A 15345-nucleotide genomic window follows, 5' to 3' on the forward strand; every position below is an offset into this window, starting at 1 on the left:
CGCCGTCGCGGCCAGCGTCGCCAAGCCGACGACCATCCGGACAATAGTATGTGCGAGGTAGTGTCATGAGATTGCTCGATGCCCAGATCTGCGATGGCGAATTGCTCCTCGTCATTCGCGGAAATCCCGCCGAGATGTTCGCCGCCAAGGCGGCGATGGCCGATATCCTTGGATGCGGGGTTCATCTCGTCTCGCCGGGAATGATGCGCCGGATCAGGGGCGGCCAGAGCAAGGCCGACGAATCCACCCTCGAGTTCCTCGCCCGCATCGCCGTCATCGACACCATCGCCGGCAACCTCTCGGCGCACGAGCCCGTTATCGTGCGGCACCCCGGCGTGATGAGCGGCGATCCGGTCTTCCGGGGTGCGCGCGTGCCGCCGGGGCCGGTCTTCACCATGCTGGCCGACACATCGGTCGACGAGATCGTGCGTGCGAAGTACCCGTCGCTGGCACGGGACGAGATCAAAACCGCTCTGCGGCAGGCCGGCTGTCTGCTGGAGCGCAATGCGCCGTGGATAGAGTGAGCAGGATGGTGGAGCGATGACGGTTGCGATCCCCGATCGAGGGCCACCCAACCACGTGCTGCACGTGCTCCACGACGGCGACGTCAGGATGTTCAACCCGGACCGGGAGTGCGTTATCCACTTGCGGGTGCAGATGGACGTTCGGGGCGACACGACCTGGCGGCTGTTGCATCAAGTGTCTCGCCGTATATCCGCACCTACTGTCCTTCAATCCCGCCGAGTAGCTCTAATCTATAGGGCGGACGGTATACCGCGTGAGCCCGGATCGGTACTCTATTGAAGGGAGCCATCGAAACCAGATAACTCCGAGTGATCGATTCCCGTGGAATACGGCAAGCACCCATCCCCAGCGCGTCTCGCACGACCTTTGAGGGACAAGTCGAGCCCTCGCAAGTGCCTGGATTGACTCGCGAAATTCCGATCGCACCGTGTGATGCTAGTATTATGAGGGTATTGTGCCTGCGAGATACGTAGCGAACTAGCGTCACAAAACGCCTAACATCTGTTCGACGTCGTCTAACATCTGTTTCGGTCCCGCCCAACATCTGTTGCGTCCACGTCCCGGCAGCATTCCAATTGCCAACATCTGTTCCTTGGCTTTGCGTCGCTTCTCGGCATCTACCTGAAACTACGTTGGTTTTCGTAGTTTCCTCCATGTTAGTCCGCCTAACAGTTGTTCCTGTTGTTTGGCAGACCGGGGGGGAGCCGCCAAAGTCAAAGTCTTTGACTATCCGCGTCCGAAAGTCTCAGGGTAACTCGGCCTAGCTGACATGCGGATCGTTCTCGGCGGTGCTTTCGAGGATTGCGCAGTCTGGCCCAGGGGAAGGAAAGTCGACCTCTCTTTGGTGGGCGGCCGGAGGGTTCATGGAACACTTGTTGAGGGAGACTGGAACACTTGTTTAGGGAATTCCGACGCGGCGATGTCGGCGAACATCAGACGTCCAACAAGCGTTCCAAACTGTCCGGGAAACTGTTCTTTTTCATAGCACGTAACGGGCGCCGAGAAAAAAGCTCGCCGCCCCGCCTTCCGCCGATCTCCAGCCGTCGGTCGCATCTCCGAGCCACGTTTCCCACGGCGGTCGGCGGAAGCCAATGCGGGGGCAATGCTGATTGTCACCGTCGTCCCGGGGGATTTCGGCCCATGCGGCGCATGATCGCACCAATGCGGATGCCGGCATTTCCAATCTTGAGGAGATCTCTGACTATCACATCGAGAGGAGGAAACCGCTCGCCGGCGCGCCACCGCGTACCGCCCAGCGCGTCATTCACGCGCGCGCCCAGTCTGTATGGGCTTTGATAGCAAGGCGCCCAAGGAGATCACGGTTTTTACTAGGAGGAAGCTGCGGTTGATTTCGCGGGCGGCCAGGTACGTCTGGTGGACGCCACCCGATATCGTTGTATCCGAAGGAAAGTCCAGGCCCGTTACTAAAGTGATGGAGATACCACCTTAGAAGAGGTCTCGGCGCTTATCGAATACCTCGGAATTGATGTAGCTCATGGGAGTTCTGAAATCCCCGTCGGATGTCTCCAACCGATCGTTTGAGCAACGCTCCAAATTCGCAGGCGCACAGCGGTTCGCGCGCATTCGCGTTAATTTAGCAAGAAGCGTATGCCGTCCTGGCCCGGGGCTCCGGCTCAGGTGACCTTTGTGTATGGGGTTTCCGAAATAAGATTCGTAGAAAGCGGCCAAGCTGGATGAGCTCATCTGAACCATAGCCTCCAAAATTCCTTCGTCGGCATCGAGCATCTCTGGGCATGCGGGTTGTCCCGGGGAAGAGCCGCGAAACCGCAGGTATTGCGTTCACTTGTCCAGCAGGCACAGACGTAGGAGATGTGAGCGGCTGAGACCCAGCCGCGCACAACGCCATGTTATGCCAGCGCGCTAGGCAGCCTGCCGCATGCGTTTGATACTCTGGGTTATATGGTTTCCGACATCGTCAGCCATCTTCAGAGACATGTCCGCGATCCGGCGGCTGGCATCCGAGGCGCTACTGATCGTGTCGCGCATCAGATCAGTCTGCACGGCCGCCAAATCGTGAGGAGTTCGACAGCGCCAGGGTTCATTCATGCGGTCCATGGTCCTCTCGATCTGCTGTCGAACGAATTCAAAGTACTCGCGTGACACGCCATTCATTCCTTTGGCGACTGCGGTTGTAGAGTACATGATTGCTTCGGCGTTGCGGACCGGCGTTCCGTTGCCCGCTGCGCTTCATTGCCGGGGCCAAGCTTTCGGTCGCCAGTCAGCAATCAGTCAGCTGTCAGAACGTCTCGGTTATCTTGCTCAGGCGAGGGGGATGATCCGGGTCAAACCCGCAGACGCGCGCCGTCTGCTCGATCATCCGATATGCCGGAACGAGCATGGTGATCGGGTCAGTCGCGGAGTCATCCTCCGCCAACCAAGGCAGCGACCCATATGGTCCGCCGCAGAGATGCAGCGCGATCTTTTGCTTGCGCATTTCTGCTGCCAGCGCGTCCACCGTGACCGCCGTTTCATCCATGAGGCGCATCATAACAACCGGCGTGCGCGACGATAGCGCGGCGCGCGGCCCATGCTGCAGCTCTGCGGCGCTTAGACCAATCGAAGGCAGGCGCAGGATTTCCGAAAGTTTGAGCGCGATCTCCTTCGCCGAGCCCAGGCCAAGGCCCCGCGCCGCCACAAACACGGCTGACGCCTTGGCGAGATCAGCGGCAATCTCAGACCAGTCGAGCGCCAGCGCGCGATGCAGGCGCTCGGGTAGCCTCTCGAGAGCCGACCGCAGCGCCTGATCTTCGGCCAGCTCGGCAACGAGTCCGGCACTGGCAGCCATCGAGCCGATCACGGTCTTGGTCGCAGCTACGGAATGCTCCTGGCCGGCTTCGATCGGAACGACGAACTCCGCTTCGTCAGCCACCGGCGACGACGTCGCATTGATGATGGCGATGGTGCGGGCGCCCGCGGCGCGCGCCGACCTGGTCGCTGCGACGAGATCCGGGCTGCGCCCGGATTGCGAGATCACGATGAACAGCGCATGGCGCAGCATCAAAGGCGTGCGAAATGCCGTGATCACCGAAGGAGCGCTGGCTGAAACAGGAAGGCGAAGCCGCGTCTCGACAAGGTATCTCAAGAAAACCCCGGCATGCCCAGAGCTTCCCCGGCCGCACACGACGCACAGGGGGGCGGAGCCGATCCTAATTCGCTGTGTGATGTCGCGCACGGCGGGGCGACTGCGAACGATGTTGGCAACAACATCCGCGCTTTCTCCGATTTCGCTTGCCATCGCGGATGTCGTCACGGGTCAACCGCTCCGCCTCGATTACGCGCCGCTCGGGTGGGATGCTGGTCACGATTCCTGGCGAGCTCGGCAAATACGCTCCGAAGGTTGCCGTCACAGTTTTTGAGAACGGTCTCAGCATCAACCCTATCGACACCCAACGCCAGAAGGGCAGCCGTCTTGATGTCTCCCTCGGCCTGCTCAAGCGATCGCGCGGCGCGCAACGGATCGCAGTGCGCGATTTGTGCGACCATGGCCTCCGCGCGCCGCTTCAGCTTGGCATTGGTCGGCGGCATGTTCACCATCATGCCGCGATACACCCCGCCAAGGCGCAGCATGATTCCCGAGGAGATCAGGTTAAGAACGACCTTCTGTGCGGTGCCGGCCTTCATCCGCGTGGAACCGGCGATCAGCTCGCGGCCGGTCTCGATCAAGATCGGAAATTTTGCCGACTCCAGCAGTGCGGTGCCGCGATTGTTGGCGACACCGATCGTCACTGCACCGAATGAGCCTGCCTGCTGCAGTGCCGCGACTGTGAATGGCGTTGTCCCGCTGGCGGCTACCGCAATCACCACGTCGCGCGGCGTGAGCCGCGCGGCATTAATCTGCGTGACCGCATCATCGACAGCATCCTCAGCGCCCTCGATGCTGGTGATGAAGGCGCTGTCTCCGCCGGCGACGATGAAGCGGACGCGCTCGCGGGGCCAGGCGAAGGTCGGCGTCAGCTCGGCGCCGTCCTGCACCGCTACGCGGCCTGAGGTGCCGGCGCCGACATACACGATGCGACCGCGATCGCCCAGCGCCACCTTGGCCGCTTCAGTCGCCGCGGTGATCGCGGGAAGGGCATGGCCGATCGCGGCGACTGCCGCAAGCTGGCCCTCCCACATCGCTTCCATCGCTGACGTCAGCGGCCAAGCATCAAGGTCAGCAAAACGGGGATCGACTTCTTCCGTAGCCATATTGTTGATCCAAGCGCCATCAAACGCGGAACTTCGAAGCCTGTTCATGCTCAGTTTCTCTCTTGGGCAGGTCAAGCCGTCCTCGCGCCACCAGCAAGGCGCCAGCCACGGCGTCGGCGTCAGGACGCCTCAGGCGAGCGCGCAGATCAGGGGTCAGCCATGGCGTAATGGGATCCGCGAGCCCGCCCACCAGCGAGAGCCGGTCAATTCCTCTCGCCAAGAACAGATCGAGCAGATCGCCAATTGCATCAGCCGCGCGTTCGACGATGCGACGGCCGACCGGATCGCCCTGATTGGCGTGCCGCATCACGATCGGCGCGAACGTTGCGTAGTCCGGGGCCCTGGCTTCTTCAGACCAGGCCACCGCTTGATAAGGATCATGATCGAATGCGCCCAGCACCTCTGAAAGCAATGGGGTCAGCTCGCCGCGGCGATCCGCGGCCCGCAGTGCCAGTCGAACAACCTGCAAGCCTATGTCGGCGCCGCTACCTTCGTCCGAGACGGGAAAGCCGTAGCCGGCGAGACGGATTTCGCGGCCGTCGAGCAGGCCGACACCCGCCGAGCCTGTGCCGGCGACCACGATGGCCCCATCCGCGCCGCTGTGGGCGCCGAGACAGGCCGCGAGGCCGTCGCTGATGAAGATGACGGACGCAAAGGGATGCGCGATGTTCTTGAGCGCCGCTTCCGCGTCCCGGCGGCCAAGTCCGGCAAGGCCAATTCCGGCGTGCATCCGCGCGAAATCTTCTTGCGTCAGGCCGGACTGTGCGGCCGCCGCTTCGGTCGCTTCAATGATGGAACGCCAGGCCTTTTCGACGCCAATCCGCGTCGTGGCAGATCCCGAGCTGGCTTCGCCGAGCAGTCTGCCGTTTTCGTCCTCGATCCGGGCACGGCAACGGGTTCCACCGCCATCAATGCCGAGATACGTGGTACCTTTTGTTCCCATGGAAATTTAACGCAAGGGGTCTGCTCCGGGTCCCCGAGGCTCCTGGTACATATAAGATCCTGAAGGGGACGGGACTCACCTCACGAGCCCGTGACTGCTATTGTTGGATCAATACTGATGGGCCACGCTGGGTCTTCCGTCTCTCTTGCCGCGCAGCAGATCTTTGATGGTGCCGAGATGCGCGGGCCGGGGTCGGTCAGGATCACGCAGGGGCGGATTGAAAGCATCACCTTCGGCGAGGCGGTCGGACGCGCCTCAATCCACCTTCCGGCAGAAGCGATCCTTGCGCCTGGATTCATCGACATCCAGGTGAATGGAGGAGGGGGTGTTCTTCTCAACGATCAGCCAACGGAGGCGGGCGTTCGACGCATCGTCGCAGCGCACCGGAAGGCAGGAACCACAGGCTGCTTGCCGACCCTCATTACCGACCGCATCGAGGTCCTCGAGCGGTTGGCCGCAGTCGCCGAGGCTTGTCTGACGATTCCCGGCGTGCTCGGTTTTCATCTGGAAGGGCCGGCCCTCAACAGGTCTCGCAAGGGTATTCATCCGGAAGCCGAGATACGCGTGCCCGATCGGCGCGATCTCGCCGCGATCAAAAGTTTCGGGCACCGCGGCCGCTCCATTGTGACCTTGGCCCCGGAATGCGTGCCCGCGTCCATAATCGATGAATTGATGGGCGCCGGATTGCGTATCGCGGCCGGCCACAGCGACGCCACCGCAGCCGAAATCGGGCTGGCGGTCGATCGCGGTATCTCGGGGGTGACCCATCTGTTCAACGCCATGTCGCAGTTGAACGCCCGGGAGCCAGGCTTGGTGGGCGCCGCGCTAACGGATGATCGGCTCTTTGCGGGGATTATCTGCGACGGCATCCATGTTGACCGCGCCGGTTTGCGTGTTGCCTCCCGCTGCAAGGGACGCGATCGATTGATGCTAGTCACCGACGCCATGCCATTGGTGGGCACGAACGATCGGCAATTCTTGCTGCAAGAAAAGCAGGTCGCTTTGCACGAAAATCGCCTGACTGGCCCCGATGGCACACTCGCGGGCGCTCATCTCACCATGATCGAGGCGGTGCGTAACGCCGTTGCGCTGATCGGAATCCCCCTTGTCGACGCCCTCATTATGGCTTCCCGGACGCCCGCGGCATTTCTAGGCCTTGAGTCCGAGCTTGGACGGATCGCGCCCGGCTACCGCGCGGATTTTGTCGCCTTTAATCCGAACTTCGAAGTCGTCGGAACATGGATAGCTGGTGCCGGCTCGGGCGAGGCGAGCTAGGTTTCTCACCGAGGTTAGATGCGCAACCATCCCATCATCGTGCAGAAATATGGCGGTGTCTGTCTTGAAACGCCGGCGAAGATTCGCGCGGTTGCGCGCAGTCTCGCCGACCTGCACGGCCGTGGTCATCGTGTCGTGGCGATCGTCTCCGCGATGGGCACGACCACCGACCAATTGATCCAGATGGCTTATCAGGTGAGCCCTGGTCCCAATCGCCGTGAACTCGACATGCTGCTGACGACTGGTGAGCGCATCAGCATGTCCCTGGTGAGCATGGCGCTTTCCGATCTCGGAGTGCCCGCGATCAGCTTCACCGGCAGCCAGGCCGGTGTGTTGACCGACGACTCTCATTCCTCGGCACGCATTCTGGATGTACGCCCAATTCGCGTGCGTGAGGAACTCGATCGGGGGCGCGTTGTGGTGCTGGCAGGATTTCAGGGCGTGAACCCGGCGACCAGGGAAATCACCACGCTCGGCCGAGGCGGCAGCGACACCACTGCCGTTGCAATGGCTGCGGCGCTGAAGGCGGAGCGCTGTGAAATCATCAAAGAGGTCGATGGAATTTGTTCTGCCGATCCGCAAATCGTGCCGGATGCAAAGCCGCTGCGGCGAGTGAACTTCGCATCCCTTTCTGAAATGTGCTTCTGGGGTGCAAAAATCCTGCATTTTCGTAGCGTGGAGCTGGCGCAAAGTCAGGATGTGCCTCTGATTCTCAAGCAGTGGGGTGGCGTTGAACTCGGCACGCAAGTGACGAAAGAGGTTGCAGGCATGGAGAATGGAAAGGTTCTAGCCGTCAACTCGATGGCTCGCATTGAGCACGTGGAAATCGATTCCAAGGATCTCAATCAGGGGTTCGAGAAATTGGCACAGCATCTCAAGGAAAACGGTCTGTCCTGGCCACAACTCCTCGCCTCGAGCTTCACCATGGGAAAAACCAGTATGACCGTGGCCTGTGATTCAGTGTGGCTCGATGCGCTGTTGCGCACGCTGGAGCAAAGCAAGGACCTGCGCAAGCAACGCGAGGCTTCAAGCTCGGTGAGTATCACCTGCTTCGGCGGCGTTTCATCAGAATTGCCGTTCAGAGCACTGCAGGTTCTCGGACATCAAGGGATTGTCCCCGACAAGTACGTGTTGTCGCCGCATTCGGTCATCCTGTTTGTCCCTGTGGAGGACCGAGAGGCCGCAGTTAAGGCATTGCATTCTCTCGTCCAGCAAACATAGCGGCGGGCGAGATGCGGGAACTATGTAATACGCGCACATTCTACGCAGAGTACGTTCAGAATGACACCAACACCTGCCTGCCGGCTCTGCTGCCGCACGCGGAAACCTGCAACGATCTCGGCAATCTCTTGCGTGAGCTCAGGAGGCGGAACGTTACTGTCGCTAGGCCTTGCGCGGCTTCGCTGAGGCATGTTCGAGGCGTGAGCGGTGGTATCCGACAAACGATTTGGTCAAAGCGACCCACCGCGTGTGCGGGAGCGCCTTTGCCGGGGCGCGCGATGCCGACCTCGCGCCCATAAATTCTGCGGCCTCGCTCGAAGCAAGCAAGGCAAGCCACGCCACGCTTCATCTACTGGCTCACATTGAATACACATATTCCGGTCGCACTATTCAAGCTCTGACGGATTTTCATTGCGGGCCCGACGGTGGCGTTTTCTGTCGGCCCAAGATTTGCCGGATGGCCGAACTTTGGCACGACGTATTTGCCCTTGTCGCAAAGATAGCGCGCGATCCAGCCGTGGCGTCGGCCGAGGCACACCAAGCCCAATTCGAGCCTGGTCAAGTGGCTTGGAAGAGGCTCCAGCTTCGGCGAGCGCCTCCCATGCTGATGCGGGACGCTGGCAACCAACAGCGAGCATCGGCAAACGACGCGGCAAGTCTAAGCTTCGTCAATCCGCGATGATCGATTTGCATAAGTAACGGAATTGCAGCCGACCGCAGGATAGCGTCGGACCCCGAGCACGGCCGGGGCCATCTTGCAGGGATATCCACATCGTCAGAGCTCGCGCCCCGCGGCCGGATGCGTCAGGACCTTTACTTTGATCCAGTGTTTCTGCCGGCCGCCGCGGTACGGCCGATCGCGGTGCTTGGAAACGAGACCCTCCAAACCCATGCGGCAGACGGCGCGAAAGAGGCCGCGCCCGATGTCGCCGCGCTCGAATGTCGCCGCGGTGATACCGTCCGTCCGCTGAGCCAATAGCTGTTCTAGGTTGGCCTTGCGCATGTCGAGGGGAAGGACCCCAGATCGATCCCGCCCATGGCAAGAAGATCGAAGGTGTAAAGCTGCACTTCATGCTGGTGCGTACGAGAGTGGAGCGGGCTGAAATCTCCGGGACGTGCTCCGGATGGCCGAGCTTCCGTTCGATTACAGACCGGACATGGCTCTCCGGGAATGAAAGGCCGGTCCGGATGTGCCTCCAACGAACAAGCCCCGGATGATTTTTTGGGATGAAGCTGCGTTTGCCGACCAGACGGCAGACCGCCTGGTCCCAGCTCGTTTTTCGATCCGCAAAAACCTCCAGGCTGGGGCCGATGTGATCTACTCCGGAAGCAAATCCTTTCCTGCCAGCCGGACGTAAGTTTCGCTCTCGTGCAGTTTGAGCCAACCCTGGTCGACCGCGTACCTGATGCCGGCCCCGAACTCATTGTCGTTGGCCTTCAGCGTATGGAGGAATGCGGGGTTGATCTTTTCCATGTGAATGCGGGCGTCCTGAACCGGTTCGATACTGGCCGCCAACTGGACAAGCTTCCGCGCTGCGATCTCGGGATCGGCGTAAGGACGTTCAGCGGCAAACTTGGTCATGGTCGCTCTAAGGCTCCTCGCTAGGATGGAGCCACTTATAGGGCGTGATCTGCCTTGTCTCGGTTAGCCTGATCATGCGAGCAGGCGGCGCGTATCGGGTGATGCGGCATGATCGGTACTTGAAGGAGGCTTCCAGCTTCCAGAGCGGCGTTCCCGAGGTTCTCGGATCGCCTCAAGCGGTAGACTAGCTAGCACTCGTCTTACACCGAACGCACTCGGCCTCAGCCAGCTAAGTGCGCCATTAAGGCATTGAGCAATTGCGGGTGAAGTTTGGTTTGGGCAGGGTCGCCGTAGCCTTCCATGCGGACGGACCGCGCCTCAGCTTCTGCCCGATCAGCCTTGCGGATCTTGGCACGCTCGCGGGCTCCCTGAGCGTGGATCTTCGCGCCCATGATACGGCCGCCCCATATGACCTCTCGCGACCTGGTGCCCATGGCAGATAGATTCGCCAGAATGGCTCGGAGGCAAGCCGCTATGCCTTGGTACATAGGAAGGGCAAGCGCCACCCCAGCACACCCAGACTCTGGGGGGCGACTGAAGCGGGCGCGAGGAGCGTGTTGAAATTGCGCGGAGATCGTTGGAAGCAAATGACCGCTGCTTGGTCTAGCGCATTGCGATCGTTGGCTCTTACCTCTAACTATAAGGGGCTCGTAGTCATCGCGGACCTTGATCTCGATGCGGTGGCGACGCGCTATGGCTTGACGGCATGCGGCAGCCGGGCCAGGTCAAAGCATCAAAGCACCGAACGATATTTGTCGAGGCGCCCGTCCCAAAGACGGATCTCAAGAAAACGTCCCCTAACGTCCTTGCTAATCTGAGCAGAAGGTAGTCGCGGAGATTCGATCGCACCAGCGCTGTGAAGGACGAGTTGCGTGACAATCTGCTTTAGCAAGAGGGCGATCTCGACTCGCGTCGCGTAATGCTGCTCCTGCTTATTTAATAGATCAGCGACTTTGTCCACGAGCGTGAGCAACTTGTTTCTTCGCTCACCTTGCAGTCGCTCGAGCAAAGCAGGGTGTGTCAGGAATGCGAAGACCGTGACTTCGAAGTCTCGGTACGTCCAAGCGGTGCGACTGCAACCGTTCCCATCAAGCACTTTCTCGCATGCCAAGACTTGAAGATTTGCAACCCGGTGGAGCACAACTTCATTGCCGCAATAGCCGCATGTGGTGAGACCTGCGAAGATGTTCGCAAGATCGCTTCCTTTGCGGCCGCGGCTTGCAAGATTTTGTCGCCGCGCGGTCTGTGCGCGCTCGAACGTTTGTTTGTCAATGACGGCTGGATAGTAGTCATTCACCGGCGGGCCCTGAGGGATTCCCTTCGTGTGACCACCTGCAAAGCTCTTCGGCTGGTATTCTCCATACGTCGCGCGGTTCCGCAGCATGTAGTCGATCGTCGTGTGATCCCAGCTGTCTGACTGGGTAAAGGGCGGGATCTTTCTCTCATCGAGGTAATTCGCGATTGCGTAACTTCCCATTCCCCCGATAGCCAGCTCGAATATCCGTCTCACGACCTCTGCTCGCTCGGGAATGAACAAGAAACTTTGGCGGTCCTCACTCAGACCTAACCAGCTTGGGGCGGCCGAAATCTTCTTTCTGGCGCTAGTCATTGGCTTCCGGTCCTGCCCGTACACTCTCCGTGATTCTTCTTCTAAGCGACTCAACTGAGCTTTTCGATGCTCGTACACTTGAAGAATGGGGGCGCCCGCCGGCGCTGCGGTTTTCACATGCTCGCGGTGTCACGGGACCGTGAAGAAGAATTTTCCATGCAACTTCAGCGGCATACGGTCTTCAAGGGTTGCAAGCTCGCGTGATTTTTGTGCAACACCCATCGGAAAACACGTTTCATAGGCCCGCTTCGGAGCGTTCTTTTGTTGTGTGTGCAAGTGGCTTCCATCATGGTGGCTCAGCGACGGAGGGGGGCATCCCAAGGTCGTCCCGTTTAGGTCATTCGCTTAAGTCCCTCGCGTTCATGCGGGTGTGTCCGAAGACGCGAAGGAGCCGAAAGCGGTGATTTAGAGGGGGTTGGGGAATTGGCCGTCCGGTCAGTGACCTTCCCTGAAGAGCAACTTGGAGGTTTAACATGAAGTTGGTTAAGAGCCTTTTGCTCGGCTCAGCGGCGGGTCTGATCGCCGTGGGCGGAGCGCAGGCAGCCGATCTGCCCGTGAAGGCCAAGGCGGTCGAATACGTGAAGATCTGCTCCCTGTACGGTGCAGGATTCTACTACATCCCCGGCACTGACACCTGCATCAAGCTGGGTGGCTACCTGCGCGCCGAAGTCGCGCTGGGCACCAACAGCGTCTACGGCATTGCGAACGGCGCTCCAGCCGGTGCGCACAACCGCCTGAGCAACTACTACACCGCGCGCGCTCGTGAAGATCTCAACATCGACACGCGTACCGCCACCGAATACGGCGTCGTCCGCACCTTCTTCGATGCGACGTTCTCCTGGACCACCGCCGGCTACGTCGGCACCGGCTCGGCCACGGGCACGACCGCCGCTACCTTCACGACGGCTGGGAACACCACCATCAATCCGACGGACGGCGGCACCTCGGGCGGTTCGCTCGGCGTGTACTACGCCTTCATCCAGTTCGCTGGCTTCACGATGGGTAAGGCCGTGTCGCAGTTCGACGCGCCCTGGACCAACTATCCCGGCAACAACATCGACAGCCTCGTCGGCGGCAGCGGCACGGTCACTGGCGTCAACCAGTTCACCTACACCGCTGACTTCGGTCAGGGCGTGACGGCGGCGTTCTCGGCGGAAGACGCGACGGCCTACTATCAGGCCGGCAACCTCAACCTGTTTGGCATCACTGCTGCCGGCGTCGTTGGGGGTTCCTACGGCTCGAACGCCATCGGCGGTTCGCGTTCGCCGAACCTCGTCGCTATGGTCCGTGTCGACCAGGCCTGGGGTCTGTTCCAGGCATCGGTTGCTGCGCATGACAACCACGTTGCCTACTATGGCGCGGACGAGACCACTGGCCACCCCGACGACAAGTGGGGCTGGGCGGTTCAGCTCGCTCTGTCGATCAAGAACATCCCGACCGGTGCGGGTGACACGATCAACATCCAGGGCGTCTACACGGATGGCGCGACCCGCTATAACTTCCAGAACCTCGCGGGTAGCTCGTACTCCATGTATGGCGGTTCGGGCATCGCGTACCAGAGCATCGGCTTCGCCAATGCGCCCGACACGGTGTTCGTCCCCGGTTCCAGCCAGGAATCTGTGAAGACCTGGGGCTTCCGTGGTGCGTACACCCATAACTGGGATCCGTACTGGAACACCGCTCTCTATGGTGCCTACGCGCATGCATCGTTCGGATCGCTTGCCAAGAACTTCCTTTGCGGCGGTGGCGGCTTCGCCGGCTTCCTCGCGGTAGCAAGCGTTACCTCGTGTAACCCTGACTTCAACATCGGCCAGGTGGGTGTGATCACTCGCTGGACCCCGGTGAAGAACCTGACGTTCTCGGCCGACTTCAACTGGACGCGTCTGGATCAGAAGTATGCCGGCGTGATCGGTGTTACACCGGCTGCTACCGTTGCCAAGCCGACGGCGGTCTATGAGCTGAAGGACCAGGACAGCTTCACGCTGCTGCTCCGCGCTCAGCGCAACTGGTAATTCCAGTCTGACTATCTGACCTCCAAGGCCCCCGGCGGGAAACCGCTGGGGGTTTTGCTCTTTTGGGCAGCGATATAAGGCGGCGGGTAAGGCCTGCGTCGGAACCGAAAGTTCAGAGTTGCGTGCGCAAGGCATGGCCGCCTCGGACGTCGCGAAGGATCTTAGGATCGGCCGCGCATCGGTCTCTCGGGCTCCTGAGATGAGAGCAGATCCGCAGGCCTGGCTCACGGATATCCTTGCCCGCATCGCCGCCCACCCAGCTCATCGGCTGGATGGGCTTCTGCCCTGGAATTGGACGCCGGTATCAGCGTTCTCCGCTCGAGCGGCATGACCACGCACGTCAACAAGGTTCATCACGTCACCACCATCACCAAGGTCGCAAAGGACCTCGGCGAAGACGAAGATTGGCTGTGGGACTCGCCAACGAAATGGAAATCGAGGAGGGCGTCATCTGGGTCTATGGAGTCGGAGAAGACTGCGTCCAGGCGTTCACCGACTTCGGAATCGAAAACCTCATCGGGCTGATCAGGTTCTACAAAGAGAACCCTGGACTGCTCAAGTGGTAACCCTGCGGCCTACGCCGAATGGATACGTTATGGCTCGCGATGCATCTGATCATTCTCACCGGAGGTGGTCGAGCAATCGTCCGAGTTCCGAGATCACTGGATTTTTGATCTCGGATGTTTAGGGCATTTAGGGGTTTTGATGGTGGGCGCACAAGGGATCGAACATTGGACCTCTCCCGTACCAAGGAACGTGACACCGGCGAGGTGGTACGGTGGGCATCGCCGTCGAGCACCACCGCCGCCCTTGTGACCTGCACCGTCCCGGAGTTTTAGGCTCCGCTTCGTGGCTTCAGTGATCGGACCGACTGTTAAGGATGGAAGGCGCGCATCCAGCACGCTTCATTGCGCGCAAAGCTAAACTGGCCAGGAATATCCCTATCAAGCCGCCAATGATCTTTTCGGAGGCGTCCAGTAATTTTCCGTGACGATCTGGCGTCAGCGTTTGCAAAAACTCGAGCACGACTGCGCTACCAAGCACGATGCTGCATACGAATGTCATTCTATGACGGTACGCGAGGCAGAATGCGAAGCCTAAAACCGCAAAAGCGGCGAGATGCTCTAAATCAGCAACGTTGTTCAGTTGCGGCCTATCACGGATTGGAGAAAGACTAGCGTAGGTGATGAATGCAAGAGCAGCCCAGGCTACCGCGGCAGACAGTTTTTGCAACATGATGGCTCCTAAATGCGGCGCTCAGCTGATTGGGCTTATCTCACTCAGCACTTAATGATTTGGGGTCAATTGATCTAGTAGCTCGTCGCCGAGCAACTTCTGCCGATCGGCGAACAACTGAGAGTCTTGATCGCGCGGAACCAACGGATTATGCAGCAGGTGACCGCGCTGGGGGCGTAGCTTGAGTGTGGAATGATTCATTCCCTTACCTCTTCCCTTGCTTACATGCGGGCGTTGAGGATCCCATCGATCATGGTAGGTTCTTTGACGATCCTGTTTCCCTGTCTGATCCGATATTTGAGCCAAGCATTCGTGGCTTCGATTATCTCCGCGGTCCCATTGGGAAGCTGCGGAGTGATCGTTGCTACAGGGGCGCTTCTCATGGGTACGGAGAAGATCATCAGGTAGGTGCCTTCTCCATTCGAACCATAGATAATCAAGTCTCGTTGGCCGTGAATGGTCTGGTGAAACCTGATGAATGCCTCATCTTTTCGAATTTGCTGTGTTTCGTGATGTCCAACAGCGGGCCGCACAAAAAGAAAATGCTCAGCAATGGCGGTGATCAGTCCTTGTATATTCTCGCGCTGCAGCTGAGAGAGAACATGCCGCCAAAATTGTCGGCCAGAATTGTAAAATTTGGATCGTCATAATTTGCAGGAGCCACTGCAAGGCAAAAGTCGAGTCTCGTGGAATTCGGCACGTCGATGATGCGCTGAGGTGCCTCCTTGGAATC

At 59.9% G+C, this 15345-nt stretch carries 13 protein-coding genes and 2 pseudogenes; 6 read left to right on the forward strand and 9 right to left on the reverse strand.

Features of this window, described 5'->3' with window-relative positions:
- Positions 1-65: 65 nt before the first annotated feature.
- A complete protein-coding gene (locus tag ACNJX8_RS14165; RefSeq protein WP_439361125.1) occupies positions 66-524 on the forward strand; it encodes a DUF433 domain-containing protein in 459 nt (152 codons plus the stop codon).
- A 1882-nt stretch (positions 525-2406) separates the two neighbouring features.
- Here ACNJX8_RS14165 and ACNJX8_RS14170 read toward each other — a convergent pair.
- The 4 genes from ACNJX8_RS14170 to ACNJX8_RS14185 all read right to left on the reverse strand — a co-directional run bounded on the left by ACNJX8_RS14170 (position 2407) and on the right by ACNJX8_RS14185 (position 5677).
- Positions 2407-2688 carry a phasin family protein gene (locus tag ACNJX8_RS14170; RefSeq protein ID WP_439361126.1) on the reverse strand — a complete coding sequence of 94 codons (282 nt, stop codon included), beginning with the start codon at positions 2686-2688 and terminating at the stop codon, positions 2407-2409.
- A gap of 94 nt (positions 2689-2782) precedes the next feature.
- Positions 2783-3781, reverse strand: a complete 999-nt coding sequence (locus tag ACNJX8_RS14175; RefSeq protein ID WP_439361127.1) for an SIS domain-containing protein — start codon at positions 3779-3781, stop codon at positions 2783-2785.
- A gap of 11 nt (positions 3782-3792) precedes the next feature.
- Positions 3793-4734 carry an N-acetylmuramic acid 6-phosphate etherase gene (locus ACNJX8_RS14180; protein ID WP_439361128.1) on the reverse strand — a complete coding sequence of 314 codons (942 nt, stop codon included), beginning with the start codon at positions 4732-4734 and terminating at the stop codon, positions 3793-3795.
- Positions 4735-4753: 19 nt separating this feature from the next.
- Positions 4754-5677 (reverse strand): BadF/BadG/BcrA/BcrD ATPase family protein, encoded by a 924-nt coding sequence (locus ACNJX8_RS14185; RefSeq protein WP_439361129.1) that lies wholly within the window; start codon positions 5675-5677, stop codon positions 4754-4756.
- Positions 5678-5794: 117 nt separating this feature from the next.
- On the opposite strand from ACNJX8_RS14185, the gene nagA reads away from it, so the two are divergent.
- Both nagA and ACNJX8_RS14195 read left to right on the forward strand, forming a co-directional pair.
- On the forward strand, positions 5795-6952 hold the full coding sequence (gene nagA, locus ACNJX8_RS14190; protein WP_439361130.1) for an N-acetylglucosamine-6-phosphate deacetylase: 1158 nt from the start codon (positions 5795-5797) through the stop codon (positions 6950-6952).
- 18 nt (positions 6953-6970) lie between these two features.
- Positions 6971-8173, forward strand: a complete 1203-nt coding sequence (locus ACNJX8_RS14195) for an aspartate kinase (protein ID WP_439361131.1) — start codon at positions 6971-6973, stop codon at positions 8171-8173.
- A gap of 775 nt (positions 8174-8948) precedes the next feature.
- On the opposite strand, the gene ACNJX8_RS14200 is transcribed toward ACNJX8_RS14195, so the two are convergent.
- The 4 genes from ACNJX8_RS14200 to ACNJX8_RS14215 form a co-directional block, all read right to left on the reverse strand.
- Entirely contained in the window at positions 8949-9176 is a 228-nt protein-coding gene (locus ACNJX8_RS14200) for a hypothetical protein (protein WP_439361132.1), read from the reverse strand.
- 315 nt (positions 9177-9491) lie between these two features.
- Positions 9492-9755 (reverse strand): hypothetical protein, encoded by a 264-nt coding sequence (locus ACNJX8_RS14205; RefSeq protein ID WP_439361133.1) that lies wholly within the window; start codon positions 9753-9755, stop codon positions 9492-9494.
- 221 nt (positions 9756-9976) lie between these two features.
- Complete coding sequence (locus tag ACNJX8_RS14210; RefSeq protein WP_439361134.1) at positions 9977-10147, reverse strand: hypothetical protein; 171 nt, start codon at positions 10145-10147, stop codon at positions 9977-9979.
- Between the two features lie 341 nt (positions 10148-10488).
- Positions 10489-11364 (reverse strand): recombinase family protein, encoded by an 876-nt coding sequence (locus ACNJX8_RS14215; protein WP_439361135.1) that lies wholly within the window; start codon positions 11362-11364, stop codon positions 10489-10491.
- 473 nt (positions 11365-11837) lie between these two features.
- Here ACNJX8_RS14215 and ACNJX8_RS14220 point away from each other — a divergent pair, with 473 nt between their 5' ends.
- The 3 genes and pseudogenes from ACNJX8_RS14220 (at position 11838) to ACNJX8_RS14230 (ending at position 13942) form a co-directional block, all read left to right on the forward strand.
- Positions 11838-13376, forward strand: a complete 1539-nt coding sequence (locus ACNJX8_RS14220) for a porin (protein WP_439361136.1) — start codon at positions 11838-11840, stop codon at positions 13374-13376.
- 205 nt (positions 13377-13581) lie between these two features.
- A pseudogene (locus ACNJX8_RS14225) lies at positions 13582-13707 on the forward strand (transposase domain-containing protein); the annotation flags it as partial.
- Positions 13704-13942 (forward strand): annotated as a pseudogene (locus tag ACNJX8_RS14230) (hypothetical protein). The pseudogenes ACNJX8_RS14225 and ACNJX8_RS14230, both read left to right, overlap by 4 nt.
- 289 nt (positions 13943-14231) lie before the next feature.
- Here ACNJX8_RS14230 and ACNJX8_RS14235 read toward each other — a convergent pair.
- Positions 14232-14612 carry a VanZ family protein gene (locus tag ACNJX8_RS14235; RefSeq protein ID WP_439361137.1) on the reverse strand — a complete coding sequence of 127 codons (381 nt, stop codon included), beginning with the start codon at positions 14610-14612 and terminating at the stop codon, positions 14232-14234.
- Between the last annotated feature and the right edge of the window lie 733 nt (positions 14613-15345).

It is taken from the genome of Bradyrhizobium sp. SPXBL-04 (assembly GCF_051853035.1).
Taxonomy (GTDB): Bacteria; Pseudomonadota; Alphaproteobacteria; order Rhizobiales; family Xanthobacteraceae; genus Bradyrhizobium; species Bradyrhizobium zhanjiangense.

Excerpts from the sequence above, each read along its gene's own strand:
- ACNJX8_RS14175 (WP_439361127.1), bottom strand. The coding sequence starts at position 3,781 with ATGGCAAGCGAAATCGGAGAAAGCGCGGATGTTGTTGCCAACATCGTT.
- ACNJX8_RS14170 (WP_439361126.1), bottom strand. The coding sequence starts at position 2,688 with ATGTACTCTACAACCGCAGTCGCCAAAGGAATGAATGGCGTGTCACGC.
- ACNJX8_RS14205 (WP_439361133.1), bottom strand. The coding sequence starts at position 9,755 with ATGACCAAGTTTGCCGCTGAACGTCCTTACGCCGATCCCGAGATCGCA.
- ACNJX8_RS14235 (WP_439361137.1), bottom strand. The coding sequence starts at position 14,612 with ATGTTGCAAAAACTGTCTGCCGCGGTAGCCTGGGCTGCTCTTGCATTC.
- ACNJX8_RS14215 (WP_439361135.1), bottom strand. The coding sequence starts at position 11,364 with ATGACTAGCGCCAGAAAGAAGATTTCGGCCGCCCCAAGCTGGTTAGGT.
- ACNJX8_RS14185 (WP_439361129.1), bottom strand. The coding sequence starts at position 5,677 with ATGGGAACAAAAGGTACCACGTATCTCGGCATTGATGGCGGTGGAACC.
- ACNJX8_RS14220 (WP_439361136.1), top strand. The coding sequence starts at position 11,838 with ATGAAGTTGGTTAAGAGCCTTTTGCTCGGCTCAGCGGCGGGTCTGATC.
- ACNJX8_RS14200 (WP_439361132.1), bottom strand. The coding sequence starts at position 9,176 with ATGCGCAAGGCCAACCTAGAACAGCTATTGGCTCAGCGGACGGACGGT.
- ACNJX8_RS14210 (WP_439361134.1), bottom strand. The coding sequence starts at position 10,147 with ATGGGCGCGAAGATCCACGCTCAGGGAGCCCGCGAGCGTGCCAAGATC.
- ACNJX8_RS14165 (WP_439361125.1), top strand. The coding sequence starts at position 66 with ATGAGATTGCTCGATGCCCAGATCTGCGATGGCGAATTGCTCCTCGTC.
- nagA (WP_439361130.1), top strand. The coding sequence starts at position 5,795 with ATGGGCCACGCTGGGTCTTCCGTCTCTCTTGCCGCGCAGCAGATCTTT.
- ACNJX8_RS14195 (WP_439361131.1), top strand. The coding sequence starts at position 6,971 with ATGCGCAACCATCCCATCATCGTGCAGAAATATGGCGGTGTCTGTCTT.
- ACNJX8_RS14180 (WP_439361128.1), bottom strand. The coding sequence starts at position 4,734 with ATGGCTACGGAAGAAGTCGATCCCCGTTTTGCTGACCTTGATGCTTGG.